General features: G+C 61.5%; 11 protein-coding genes. 4 read left to right on the top strand and 7 right to left on the bottom strand.

Going from position 1 to position 12,169, the window contains the following annotated elements:
• Positions 1–648: 648 nt before the first annotated feature.
• Positions 649–1,032: a response regulator gene (locus FHR70_RS13875; protein WP_183451092.1), complete on the top strand. Its 384-nt coding sequence runs from the start codon at positions 649–651 to the stop codon at positions 1,030–1,032.
• Positions 1,033–1,066: 34 nt separating this feature from the next.
• Here the strand turns inward: FHR70_RS13875 and FHR70_RS13870 are convergent, their stop codons facing one another.
• The gene (locus tag FHR70_RS13870) at positions 1,067–2,443 is read right to left on the bottom strand and encodes a cytochrome P450 (RefSeq protein ID WP_183451090.1); all 1,377 of its coding nucleotides are present in this window, start codon (positions 2,441–2,443) and stop codon (positions 1,067–1,069) included.
• Positions 2,444–2,649: 206 nt separating this feature from the next.
• On the opposite strand from FHR70_RS13870, the gene FHR70_RS13865 reads away from it, so the two are divergent.
• Complete coding sequence (locus FHR70_RS13865; protein ID WP_183451080.1) at positions 2,650–3,072, top strand: SET domain-containing protein; 423 nt, start codon at positions 2,650–2,652, stop codon at positions 3,070–3,072.
• 12 nt (positions 3,073–3,084) lie between these two features.
• Here FHR70_RS13865 and FHR70_RS13860 read toward each other — a convergent pair whose 3' ends face one another.
• Genes FHR70_RS13860 through uxaC form a run of 6 tightly spaced genes read right to left on the bottom strand, consistent with a single transcriptional unit; the run spans position 3,085 to position 10,075 of the window.
• Positions 3,085–4,563 (bottom strand): mannitol dehydrogenase family protein, encoded by a 1,479-nt coding sequence (locus FHR70_RS13860; protein ID WP_183451078.1) that lies wholly within the window; start codon positions 4,561–4,563, stop codon positions 3,085–3,087.
• A 7-nt stretch (positions 4,564–4,570) separates the two neighbouring features.
• Entirely contained in the window at positions 4,571–5,413 is an 843-nt protein-coding gene (locus FHR70_RS13855) for an ABC transporter permease (protein WP_183451076.1), read from the bottom strand.
• Positions 5,414–5,417: 4 nt separating this feature from the next.
• Positions 5,418–6,329 (bottom strand): ABC transporter permease, encoded by a 912-nt coding sequence (locus FHR70_RS13850; protein ID WP_183451661.1) that lies wholly within the window; start codon positions 6,327–6,329, stop codon positions 5,418–5,420.
• Positions 6,329–7,414: an ABC transporter ATP-binding protein gene (locus FHR70_RS13845; RefSeq protein ID WP_183451074.1), complete on the bottom strand. Its 1,086-nt coding sequence runs from the start codon at positions 7,412–7,414 to the stop codon at positions 6,329–6,331. Before FHR70_RS13845 ends, FHR70_RS13850 begins: the two co-directional genes overlap by 1 nt.
• Positions 7,415–7,434: 20 nt before the next feature.
• Entirely contained in the window at positions 7,435–8,622 is a 1,188-nt protein-coding gene (locus FHR70_RS13840; protein WP_183451072.1) for an ABC transporter substrate-binding protein, read from the bottom strand.
• A gap of 49 nt (positions 8,623–8,671) precedes the next feature.
• Positions 8,672–10,075, bottom strand: a complete 1,404-nt coding sequence (gene uxaC / locus FHR70_RS13835) for a glucuronate isomerase (RefSeq protein ID WP_183451070.1) — start codon at positions 10,073–10,075, stop codon at positions 8,672–8,674.
• Positions 10,076–10,243: 168 nt separating this feature from the next.
• Here uxaC and FHR70_RS13830 point away from each other — a divergent pair, with 168 nt between their 5' ends.
• The gene (locus tag FHR70_RS13830) at positions 10,244–10,924 is read left to right on the top strand and encodes a GntR family transcriptional regulator (RefSeq protein WP_246408153.1); all 681 of its coding nucleotides are present in this window, start codon (positions 10,244–10,246) and stop codon (positions 10,922–10,924) included.
• A gap of 44 nt (positions 10,925–10,968) precedes the next feature.
• Positions 10,969–12,165: a mannonate dehydratase gene (gene uxuA / locus FHR70_RS13825; RefSeq protein ID WP_183451065.1), complete on the top strand. Its 1,197-nt coding sequence runs from the start codon at positions 10,969–10,971 to the stop codon at positions 12,163–12,165.
• Positions 12,166–12,169 lie beyond the last annotated feature (4 nt).

Genomic DNA, 12,169 nt, shown 5'->3' with positions numbered 1-12,169 from the left:
CACTTGGTCCATTCCAGCCCCGTTCAGGACCCGCTCCCCATTGGTATTGCCATTGGTGGAACACCCCAATCGGTCGTTTGCGCCGAGGCCTGGGACTGCCTTTTGCTCTGGGCATCATCGGAGGGCAGCCGGAGCGTTTCGCCCCCTCGTGTGCCTCTACCGCGTGGCCGCAAGCTGGACTGGTCACGATCCCGCCCATCTCAATCTTGGAATAAATACCCACACTTACATCACCGACGAGTCACAGCAGGAGGCGATGCGGGATCCACACGGCGCCCTGGTTGCCTAGATTCCGCAGGAAGTCATCGATAAGATTTCCTTCCAATATGGGCTTTTCCGCCATGATCGCTATCTGGCTCAGTTCAGAGTCGGCACCTTGCCGCGTAGTCAGATCATGCGCCCCATCGAGTTGATCGGAACCAAGGTTGCGCCAGTTGTCTGCGCAGAAATCGCCCACAGAGGGGCTGCGTGAGAAGCTTGAACTTCAGGTATTTACTTTGGTTTGCTGGCAGGGTTACGATCTCTTCGGAACTCTTAATAACATAAGATAACGTGCCGTACCGAATTACAGATTAAGGTGACTGCAGCTGATTCGTATCACGACGCCGAAAAGGCGCAGCCTCAGGTGCAATCCGGCCAGGAGGGGCGATGCTCGAAGATCGCAGAAAGCGGGTTCTGATCGTCGAAGACGAAGCCATGATCTCGATGCTGATCGAGGACATGGTTCTGGATTTTGGCTGTCAGGTCGTGGGTCCTGCGGCCCGTCTCGACCATGCTCTCACCCTTGCCCTTCAGGCTGAAATCGACATCGGCCTTCTCGACATCAATGTGGATGGATCGGTCGTTTTCCCTGTCGCGGACGTTCTGCGCTTCCGCAAAATTCCGTTCATCTTCTCGACAGGCTACGATTTCCGCTCGCTCCCGGAGCGATTTCGCGATTGCCCAACCCTGTCGAAGCCTTTTTCTTATCAGAACTTCGCCGACACTCTTCAAACTGCTTTAGCAACTCCTGATCTTCGGGCGGCCGTTTAGTCTCGATGGCACGAAATTCTGAACGGATGTTCATTTAGGAACGTGTTTCTACCAGCATCTCTGCATCTGCCGTGGGCCTTAGCGTCACTTTCATGACGGGCGCCGGCATGGTTGATGATTTCGGCAGAAGGCGGACGGCTTTCAGCAAGACGGCGAGAATGGCGATAGCCTCCATCTGGGCGAAGGCGCTGCCAATGCAGATCCGTGGGCCTGCTCCGAAGGGCATATAGGCATAACGATGCCGCGCCCTCGCCTGCTCCGGCGCAAACCGCTCAGGATCAAACCTCTCGGGCTGTTCCCAGATTGCTGCATGATGGTGCACGGCATGGATGGGAACGACGATAACAGCCCTCTCCGGGACCATGAACCGATCGAGCGGGAAGGCACGCGTTGCCGTTCTGGTGATGATGGGAGCCGGCGGGTAAAGCCTCATGGCCTCCGAGAATACCTGCCGGGTGTAAATCAGCTCCGAAATATGCTCGGAGCGAACGGGACCACCGGCGGTCACCGCGTCGATTTCTGAGAGCACCCTCGCCTCATGCTCCGGATGATGCGCCAGAAGAAGAAGGGTCCAGGCAAGTCCGAGGGCCGTCGTCTCGTGCCCGGCCGTGATGAAGGTCAGTAGATTGTCGGCGATCTCCTCATCGGTCATCATGCGGCCGGTCTCGTGGTCGGCTGCGGCAAGGAGCAACGCCACCAAGTCATCACGAGCCTCCCCGCTGCGGCGGCGCTCAGAAATCATGCCGGTGATTGCAGAGCGAAGATACCGCATCGCCGCCCTCGCCCGACCTCGACCCGGATAGGGAACCCAGTCGGGCGCGTTGAGGATGCTCAGCGCAAAGATCCAACCGGTCGGCTTCAGATAATCCGTGATGCCCCGCTCCACCCGAACCACGTCAATTCCGCCGGGTCCCGACATCATGGTCTCCACGATGATGTCGAAGGTCGTGCGCATCATCTCGTGAGCGATGCGGATTGGCGCACCGGAGCCGGCAGCAAGCCAGCGGTCGCGGGTCCGCTCCGCCGCTGAGATCATCGCGGGAAGCAGACCAACGAGTTTCTCATGCCGGAAGGCAGGCACCACGGACTGGCGCTGCCAGCGCCAATGGGCGCCGTCAGCCGTCAGCAGCCCTTGGCCGAGAGCCGGTCCTAGAGCCCGCCGCACATCCTCCCCCTTGGACAGGGCATCCGCGTTGCGAACCAGGGTCTCTTGGATGAAAGCCGGCTTAAGCAGGAAAACCCTCTGCCGGTTGGCGACCCGTGAATAGACGAGCGGCTCCCGATAGACCTCCGGCGGCAGGGCCTGAAGCGGATCCCGAACGAGCGCAGGCAGGACGGAGAGCGGAGAACGGCGGCTGACCGCGATGCCGGGGCTCTGCTCGGACAGCATGGGAAGGGCATCGATGCTCATGCGATTCCTTTCCGAGACGACTCAAGCACATCCTGGTATGCCGGTGCCGAACATGGGTCTCCTGGCATCGACAAGCGCCAAGAGTCTAACGCAGAAATGCGGCTTTGGATCTGGAGAACATCGCCTGGTGTTCCATTTGATCAATCGATGATTCCCAGTCATGGAACTGACAACCTCTCTCGGATGTCGCGGAGCTTTTGCTGAATATGAGTACCAAACGGCCGGAGGGCCCCTTTCGCATCGGGCGGTCGGAAACAGGCCTCGGACTCTTCGCGACGGATGCCATCGAGAAGGGTAGCTTTATTATTGAGTATATCGGGCCTCGGATTTCGAGCGAAGAGGTCGAGAGACGCAGGAATACGCGCTATCTGTTCGAGATCAACAGTCGATGGACCATCGACGGCTCACCGCGCTGGAACACCGCGCGCTATATCAATCACTCCTGCCGTCCGAATGCCCAGGCGACAATCTCGCGCGGCAAGATTTGCATCAAGGCGATCAAGCGCATCAAGCCCGGCGACGAGATCACCTACAATTACGGCAAGAACTATTTCGAGACTTTCATCAAGCCGATGGGCTGCCGGTGCAGCTCGTGCCAGAAGAAGCGTGAGAGGGAGGCTGCCACTTAGACATCGCAGAGTTCAGCCCACCTTGAACTCGGCCACAGTGCGTCTGGCGCCCGCCTCATAAAGACGCGCCAAATGAGCTGTCGCCGCGCCGGTTAACCGGGAATCCCCTGGCAGATCATCCCCAAAGATCTCACGGATTGCGAACAGGCCGCGGGCCAGATTTTCGGCCGATTGTCCTGCCTGATCCGCCACCTCCCTCAACCGCGCCGCCATGGGATCGCGCACGTCGATGGGCGCACCTTTCTCATCGAGACCGGTGACATAGCGCATCCAGGCCGCAACCCCGAGCGCGAGCCTGCCGATCGGCGCGCCGTTGCGCAGACGGTCGCGGATCGTGCCGAGGAGGCGCTGAGGGAGCTTCTGCGATCCATCCATGGCAATCTGCCATGTGCGGTGCTTCAGGGCGGGGTTCTTGAACCGCTCGATGAGAGCGCTCTTGTATGATTCGAGATCGGCACCGGCGGGCATGTGGAGCGTCGGCGTGATCTCCTCGTCCATGAGGCCGCGGATCAGCCGGACAAAGGCCTCATCGGCCATGGTATCGGCCACGGTTTCGTACCCGGCGAGATAGCCGAGATAGGCAAGCGTCGAGTGACTCCCATTGAGCAGCCTGAGCTTCATGTGCTCGTAAGGCTCGACGTCGCTCACGAACTCGGCGCCAGCCTTCTCCCAGGCCGGGCGGCCTTGCGGGAAGCGATCCTCGATCACCCACTGTGTGAAGGGCTCTGTGACGACAGGCCATGCATCCGCTACGCCGAGCGCCTCACCGATCCGCTCGCGATCCTGATCGGTCGTGGCAGGCACGATGCGATCGACCATGGTTGAGGGACAGGAGAGCTCGTCCGCCACAAACCGGCCGAGTTCCGGATCGACCAGTTCGGCAAAGCGCGTGAGAACGCGCTTCACGGTTCGGCCATTGGAGGGAAGGTTGTCGCAGGTCAGCACGGTGAAGGGCGGCACGCCTTTCAGGTGCCGGCGTCGCAGGGCCTCGATGATGAAGCCGGGAGCGGATTTCGGCGTCCTGAGATAGGCCAGATCATGCACGATATCAGGATGCGCCTCGTTCAGGGCGCCCGTCGCGGGATCGTGGCAATAGCCCTTCTCGGTGACGGTCAAGGTCACGATCCTGGTCTGAGGATCCGCCATCACTTCGAGCAGATCTTCCGACTCACGGGGAGCGACGATGACACGGCGGATCGAGCCGATGATCCGGAGCGCCTCACCTGCCTGCGACCGGACAGCGAGGGTGTAGAGCCCATCCTGTGGCTGAAGCGCATCATAAGTGTCGGGGCTGCGCAGACTTGCGGCCACGATGCCCCAGTGTGGATCCTGCGCCAGGACATCGTCCGTGTAGACTGCCTGATGCGCCCGGTGGAACGCACCCACGCCGAGATGAACGATGCCTGTCCTGATAAACCGTCGGTCATAGACAGGACGTTGAACTCTCCCCGGCAGATCTGCGAGGTTATCGTTGTTCAGGCGATCTGACATCGTATCCTCAATGCGCCGGCTGCTGCTTTGCGCGGGTGACGATCTGCGTCGGATTGACGAAGCGCAGGGCGATAATGAGCCAGACCAAGGTCGTGACCATATAGATGACAGCCATCGCGTCGATGGACTGCACCGCGCGCACGCCGGCCGCGAAGACAGCGTAATAGAGCGCAACCACCAGGGTCTGGCTGGTTGGCCCGGCCACAAGGAAGGTCAGCTCGAACATGGCAATGGTGCGCACCAGAACCAGCAGCAGCGCCGCAAGGATGCCCGGCAGAAGCAGCGGCAGAAGCACATAGATGAAGAGCTTGAAGGTGTTGGCTCCGAATACGCGGGCAGCCGCCTCCACCTTTGGGTCGATCTGCTCGATGAACGGGATCATGACGAGGATCACGAAGGGCACGGTTGGCACGAGATTGGCTGCCACGACACCCCAGAACGTCCCCGCAAGGCCGGTCTGATAGAGAACGGTCGCGAGCGGAATGCCGAAGGTCATCGGCGGAATCAGGAGCGGCAGGAGGAAGAGCAGCACAAGAAGCCGCTTGCCCGGAAAGTCGCGCCGAGCCAGCGCATAGGCGGCGGTGACGCCCAGCGCCCCCGAGATGAAGACCACGGCGCCGATCACCTGAAAGGTGACGATCAGGACGTCCCAGAGCTGAAACTCGCTCCAGGCGGAGGTGTACCAGCGGGTCGTCCAGCCGGCGGGCAGCCATGTGCCGAGCCAGCGGGTAGCAAACGAGCTCGTCACCACGGTTGCGATCATGGCAAGGAGGTTCAGGACGAAGAAGCCGACCGTGGCCCAAACGGCTGCGGCCCAGAGCTTGGCTCCGACAGTAGTATCGCGGATCATCGGCTTATCCTTTCGCCCCGGAGGCAGGACCGCGGTAGAAAAGCCCGCGCGAGGCAAGCACCGCAACGACGATGCCGAGCTGGACGAAGCCCATGATCATCGCGATCGCGGAACCCATGGAATAATCATACTCCTCAAAGGCTGCCTGGGCGGCGGCAATCGAGATGACGCGGGTTGATCCCGCCGGCTCGCCGAGCAGCACTGCGGAGGGGAACACCGAGAAGGCCTGCACGAAGGAGAGGCAGAAAGTGATGGCGAGGCCAGGCATCAGCAGCGGCAGATAAACATGGCGGAATCGCTGCCACGCGCTGGCTCCAAGGGTCGCGGCCGCCTGCTCCAGCGCGGGATCGATGCCGGTCACATAGGACAGGGTCAGGAGGAATGTGAACGGAAAGCCGGTGATCACGAGAGACGCGAAGACGCCCCAGTAGTTGTGAACGAGCTTCAGCGGCTGTGAGATCAAGCCGAATGTCATCAGCGTGCGATTGAACCAGCCCTGTGGACCGAGATAGTTCAACAGGCCCTCCGCGACCAGCACCGTGCCGAGTGTGATCGGGAGCACGAGGAGGGTCGTCAGCAAGCGCTGATTGCGCATGAGACGGACGCGGAAGGCGATCGGGATTGCCAGCAGCAGGTTGACGAGCGTGACCGGGATCGCAAGCCAGAGCGTATTGGCGATCGTGTCGTAGAGAAATGCGTCCGAGAAGAAGCGTCGATAATTGGCAAGCCAGTCTCCCCCGGCTTTCGGCTCGAAAGAAAGAACGAAACCGAAGGCAAAAGGATAGACGAACAGCAACAGGCTGAAGATGGCGGCAGGAACGACCAGGAGGGTCACCGCATCGAAACCGCGAGCGGCAAGGCGCTGGCGCAGGCTGGGTCCGTGTTCAACGGGAGGCGCGTGAGCAACGGCGTCCATCATTGTCTCCCCTGAACCGGCTCCGCAAACACGAGAATCCGTTCATCCTCCGTGCGCAGATGAACCTGGGATCCCAACTCCACCGGCACGTGGGAGCGGAACACGAAATCCAAGCCTCCGGCTGAATGAGCGGTGCCGACGAATTCGCGGCCGCGGTACTCGATGGTGTCGACGGTAGCCGCGATGGCGTTCGGCCCAGCCTCGCCGACCTCAAGATCATCGGATCGGATAGCCGCATAGGCCGTCGAGCCGACCGAAACCCGCTCGCGGGCGACGCCGCTGATCCGAGCCCCCTCCACGTCGAGGACGGTACGATCGCCCTCGATGGCAATGACACGCCCTTTCAGCTTGTTGCGGAAGCCCATGAAGTCCGCCACGTCGAAATGGGCCGGCGCCTCATAGAGTTCCTTTGGCGCACCGACCTGCCGGACCACGCCGTCGCGCAGCACGACGATCCGGTCGGCGAGAGACAGGGCCTCGTCCTGGTCGTGCGTCACGTAGATGGTGGTGGCCCCAAGCTCGTTGTGAATACGCCGGATCTCCGCCCGCATCTCGAGGCGCAGCTTGGCGTCGAGATTGGAGAGCGGCTCGTCCATCAGAACGAGCGGCGGCTCGATGACGATGGCACGAGCAATCGCCACGCGCTGCTGCTGGCCGCCCGAAAGCTGGCCCGGCAGCTTATTCTCCTGCCCCTGGAGGCGGACGAGGTTCAGCGCCTCATCGACCTTGCGGTCGATCTCAGACTTCGAGCGCCCGCGCATCTTCAAGCCGAAGCCGATGTTCTGGCGGACATTGAGATGGGGGAAGAGCGCGTAGTTCTGGAACACCATGCCGAAGCCGCGCTCCTCGGGGCGCAGCGTGTCGACCCGGTTCTTGTCGAGCCAGATCGCTCCGCCGGTCACAGGGAGAAGACCCGCGATGCAGTTCAATGTCGTCGACTTTCCGCAACCCGAGGGTCCGAGCAGGGCGATGAACTCGCCCCTTCGGATGGTGAGGGAGACGTCGCGCAAGGCATTGAGCGCCCCGAAATCGCGGCTGACGCGGTCGAGCCGGACTTCGTCGAATTGAGAGAGGGCTATGGTCATCGCGGGTCCTTGGTTTCGATTTACTTGCGCTTGCCGCCGGCGACCTGCTCATCCCACATGCGGAAGGCGACGACCATCTGCTCGGGCTGAAGCGGCAATTCGATCGGGTTTTCGGCGATCCACTTCTCGTATTCCGGACGGCCGAATTCCTTGATGGCGGCTTGGCTCTCCGGGGGCGCCATGTCGAGGGTCACCCCCTTCACGGCCGGACCCGGATAGAAGTAGCCTTCATCGTAGGTATAGGCCTGCTGCTCCTTGGTGAGCAGGAAGTTCATGAGGTCGATCAGCACCGCGACTTTTTCGTTGGGCAGACCCTTGGGCACGCACATGTAGTGAGCATCCGCCACCCAGTGGAAACCCTTGAGCGCTGCCACTTTGGCTTCCTTCGGCACGACGCCGAGGACGCGCGGGTTGATATCCCAGCCGGTGGTCGACACGGTCATGTCGCGGGAACCTTCCCCCAGCTCCTTCATCACCGCACCGGTGCCGGACGGATAATACTCGATGTTCTGTCCCAGCTCCTTCAGATAAGACCAGGTCTTGTCCCAGCCCTTGGCGGGATCCTGCGGATTGCTGTCGCCCAGGATGTAGGGCAGCCCCATGATGAAGGTGCGGCCCGGGCCGGAATTGGCAGGGCGTGCATAGATGAAGCGTCCCGGATTGGCTTTGGTATAGGCGAGCAGCTCCTCCGCCGTGGTCGGAACGGCCTTGACTTTGTCCGGCATGTATTCGAGCAGCGGACCTGACGGGTAGTAGGTCACGACGACGCCCTGCCCCTTGGCCAGCCCCTGCATCTTGGCGGCAGCAGGCAGGTAAATGTCGTCGAGCTTCGGCAGCGCATTCGCATGACCGGGGATCAGATCGACCCAGAGCTTCTGCTCGATGCCGGCGGAGAGCGCATCGGTGCCGGTGAGCACGAGGTCGATATCGACCCGTCCAGCATCTTGCTGCGCCTTGATCTTGCCGGCGAGCTCAGGAGCGGTCGCCTTGGTGAAAGTGATGCGCGAGACGAGGTTCGGCTTGGCCTTGCGGTAGTTCTCGATGGCCTTCTGCGTCAGCGCGAGGTTGCCAGCCACGTCGATGATGTTGAGAGTCACAGGGCTCGTCGGCAGATTGGCTTGGGCAAAGCTCGCGCCCCCGAGAGCGGCAACGCCTGCGGCGCCGGCGACACTGCCGACGAAGGTCCGCCTGGTGATCAGGTTCGTCATGTTCTTCCTCCCGTTCTGTGCGACATGGCTCTTTTCTCCATGTCCCGTATCACAGCTTGTAGGCCTCCTTTGCGAGGCGATAGGCGAGATCGTAAGCCACCTCGTGCGCTTCATCCTCGTCGAGGCGGTGCGTCACCACGAGATTGGCGAGGTAGGCGCAATCGACCCGACGGGCCACATCGTGCCGGGCCGGGATGGAGAGATAGGCCCGGGTGTCGTCATTGAAGCCGACGGTGTTGTAGAAGCCTGCAGTCTCTGTCGTGAGCTCGCGGAAGCGGCGCATCCCCTCAGGTGCATCGAAGAACCACCAAGCCGGGCCCAGCTTCAGAGCCGGATAGTGCCCGGCCAGCGGCGCCAGCTCGCGGGAATAGCTCGTCTCGTCCAGGGTGAAGACGATAATCGTCAGGTTCGGCTCGTTGCCGAAGCGGTCGAGAAGCGGCTTGAGTGCTCGAACGTAGTCGGTCTGCGAGGGAATGTCGGCGCCCATATCACGGCCGAAGCGGCGGAACAGTGCCTCGTTGTGGTTGCGGAAGGAGCCGGGATGGATCTGCAAGACCATGCCGTCTTCCACGCTCATGGCCGCCATCTCGGTCAGCATCTGCGCACGGAAAAGCTCAGCATCCTCAGCGCTCGCGCTTCCTGACGAAACGCGGCGGAACAGGGCTTCCGCCTCCCCTTGCGAGAGATTGGCCGTCCGGGCCGTCGGGTGACCGTGATCGGTCGATGTCGCGCCATACTCCCGGAAGAAGGCACGCCGCCTGCGATGCGCCTCAAGGTAGCCGCTCCATGTGGAGGTGTCGCAACCCGTGAGCTCGCCGAAGCGGGCAAGGTTCTGCCGGAAGCCCTCGAACTCGGGATCAACGACAGGGTCGGGACGATAGGCCGTGACCACCCTGCCCTTCCAGCCCGATTGCCGGATGGCCTCATGATGTTTCAGCGGATCGAGAGGGCTTTCCGTCGTGGCAATGGCTTCAATTCGAAATCTTTCGAAGAGCGCCCTGGGCCGAAACTCGGGTGTACGTAGGGCCTCGTCGATTCTGTCATAATAGGCATCTGCATTCGAAGACGAGAGGCGCTCCGTGAAGCCGAACAGCGTAGCGAAGGTGTGATCGAGCCATGCGCGTGTCGGCGTGCCGCGGAAGAGATGATAGTGAGCGGCGAACCGACGCCAGATCGCACGCGGATCGCGCTCAACCGCACCGCCATCCTTCACCGGTATCCCAAGATCTTCCAGCCGCATGCCCTGGCTGTAGAGCATGCGGAAGATGTAATGGTCCGGAATCACGAACAGCGTCGCCGGATCCGGAAACGGCTCATTCTCTGCATACCAGCGCGGATCCGTGTGGCCGTGCGGCGAGATGATGGGCAGGTCCTTGATCCTTGCGTAAAGCCTGCGCGCCACATCGCGGGCAGCGGGCTCTGCCGGAAAAAGCCGGTCCTGATGGATCAGCATCGCGTTCTCCCTCGGCGTCGGTCCGGCGATTACCTACCGTTTCCGGACACCTCATTGAGCAGACCTTAAAGCCATCCCGGGCCATTTGCAATGGTCTACTAGTATGGTAGTGTGCCAATCATGGATGAGAGAAGCACCCTCGCAAAGCTCGATGCCAGCCGTGAGCCCATGGCTCGGCAGGTCACCCGTGCCCTGCGTCAAGCTATTGTCAGCATGAGGATTTCTCCTGGCGAAATGCTGTCGGAGCAGGATCTTGCACAACGATTCGGTGTCAGCCGCTCACCTGTGCGGGAAGCTCTGATCAAGCTGAGCGAAGCGGGGCTGGTTCGGGTTCTGCCCCAGCGTGGCACCCAGGTTGTCAAGATCTCACGAGCTGCCGTTGAGGACGCTCGCTTCATTCGGCAGGCCGTCGAATGTGCTGTTGTGCGTGAGGCCGCGCTGAAAGCAACGCCGGTCATGCTCGCAGAATTGAATGCAAGCCTGACCCGGCAGCGCCGCGCCCAGCGCGCCACCTCGTCGGACGATTTCATGGCTCTTGACGAAGAGTTTCATCGCCTGCTGGCAGAAGCTGCCGGCAGGCCGGCAGCCTGGCGAATGATCGAAGACGTGAAGCCACAGATGGACAGGGTGAGATATCTGGACGTGAAGCAGGCAACCCCGCGCCATACCATCGTGGCCCAGCACGCTTTGATCGTCGACGCCATCAAGTCTTGCGATCCCGTCGCGGCGGAAAAAGCCATGCATCAGCACCTCAGCGAGATCCTTCGCTCCCTGCCGGAACTTGCTGCGCAATACCCTGACTTGTTCGAACAGGAAAACGACGCTGTGGCAGAGGCGCTCAGCGCGTGAGATCGACGAACACCTAATCGACTCGAATTTGAAGAGGCACATTCATGGAACAGGCTTGGCGCTGGTTTGGCCCTGAAGACGTCATCAAGCTGTCCCACGTCTGCCAGACCGGCGCGACCGGGATCGTCACGGCGTTGCACCACATTCCATACGGCGTCGTATGGAGCATCGAGGAGATCGAGAAGCGTAAGGCGCTGATCGCTGCCGATCCGTCGCTTGGCCTGCGCTGGAGCGTGGTCGAGAGCCTACCGGTCCACGAGAGCATCAAAATCGGCGAAGGCGACCTGACGCCCCTGTTCGATAATTACCGGCAATCGCTGCGCAATCTGGCACAATGCGGCATCACCACTGTCTGCTACAACTTCATGCCGGTGGTGGACTGGACCCGCACCGAGCTCGCCTATCCTCTTCCGGGCGGCGGCACGGCCCTGCGGTTCAACGCGCATGAATTTGCCGCTTTCGACTGCTTCATGCTCGAACGCCCCGGCGCAGAGGCGAATCATCTGCCTGACGTCCTGAGACGGGCGAAGGATTGGTACGACCACTCATCGGAAGCGGACCGGCGTCAGCTTCTGTCGAACATCATGGCCGGCTTGCCCGGCGCTTATGACCGTTATGACATCCCCGGCTTGCGCGTCATGCTCGACCGCTATCGAGACATCGACGCCACTGCGCTGCGCGAGAATCTCGCCCGCTTCCTGCGCGAGGTGATCCCGACGGCGCAAGAAGTTGGTGTGCGGATGTGCATCCACCCAGACGACCCACCGCGTTCCCTTATGGGCCTGCCGCGCATCGTCTCCAACGCGGACGACATCGCGTTCATCCTTGAGGCCGTCGACTCCCCTGCGAACGGGCTCACCCTCTGCAGCGGCTCCCTCGGGGCCAATCCCGTCAATGACGTTCCAGCGATTGCCAAGCACTTCGCGGATCGTATCTGGTTTGCCCACTTGCGCAACGTGGCCAAGGAGCCGGATGGCTCCTTCATGGAGGCGGATCATCTCGGCGGCGATACCGACATGGTGGCTCTGGTCACGGTGCTGCTCGAGGAGCAGAAGCGCCGCAAGACTGCCGGAGACGCGGATTGGCGCATTCCCATGCGCCCAGACCACGGACATGAACTTCTGGACGATGTGGGCAAGCCGACGCATCCCGGTTACCCAGCGATCGGCCGCTTGCGTGGTCTCGCCGAGCTTCGCGGCGTGATGAAAGCCGTCTCGGCTCTGCGCAACCTGCCGCTCTGAGAGC

The organism is Microvirga lupini (genome assembly GCF_014191055.1).
Lineage (GTDB): Bacteria > Pseudomonadota > Alphaproteobacteria > Rhizobiales > Beijerinckiaceae > Microvirga > Microvirga lupini_A.
The sequence above is the reverse complement of the archived record's forward strand: the minus strand, read 5'-3'. Positions and strand labels throughout refer to the sequence as shown.

Excerpts from the sequence above, each read along its gene's own strand:
- FHR70_RS13875 (WP_183451092.1), top strand. The coding sequence starts at position 649 with ATGCTCGAAGATCGCAGAAAGCGGGTTCTGATCGTCGAAGACGAAGCC.
- FHR70_RS13870 (WP_183451090.1), bottom strand. The coding sequence starts at position 2,443 with ATGAGCATCGATGCCCTTCCCATGCTGTCCGAGCAGAGCCCCGGCATC.
- FHR70_RS13865 (WP_183451080.1), top strand. The coding sequence starts at position 2,650 with ATGAGTACCAAACGGCCGGAGGGCCCCTTTCGCATCGGGCGGTCGGAA.
- FHR70_RS13860 (WP_183451078.1), bottom strand. The coding sequence starts at position 4,563 with ATGTCAGATCGCCTGAACAACGATAACCTCGCAGATCTGCCGGGGAGA.
- FHR70_RS13855 (WP_183451076.1), bottom strand. The coding sequence starts at position 5,413 with ATGATCCGCGATACTACTGTCGGAGCCAAGCTCTGGGCCGCAGCCGTT.
- FHR70_RS13850 (WP_183451661.1), bottom strand. The coding sequence starts at position 6,329 with ATGGACGCCGTTGCTCACGCGCCTCCCGTTGAACACGGACCCAGCCTG.
- FHR70_RS13845 (WP_183451074.1), bottom strand. The coding sequence starts at position 7,414 with ATGACCATAGCCCTCTCTCAATTCGACGAAGTCCGGCTCGACCGCGTC.
- FHR70_RS13840 (WP_183451072.1), bottom strand. The coding sequence starts at position 8,622 with ATGACGAACCTGATCACCAGGCGGACCTTCGTCGGCAGTGTCGCCGGC.
- uxaC (WP_183451070.1), bottom strand. The coding sequence starts at position 10,075 with ATGCTGATCCATCAGGACCGGCTTTTTCCGGCAGAGCCCGCTGCCCGC.
- FHR70_RS13830 (WP_246408153.1), top strand. The coding sequence starts at position 10,244 with ATGGCTCGGCAGGTCACCCGTGCCCTGCGTCAAGCTATTGTCAGCATG.
- uxuA (WP_183451065.1), top strand. The coding sequence starts at position 10,969 with ATGGAACAGGCTTGGCGCTGGTTTGGCCCTGAAGACGTCATCAAGCTG.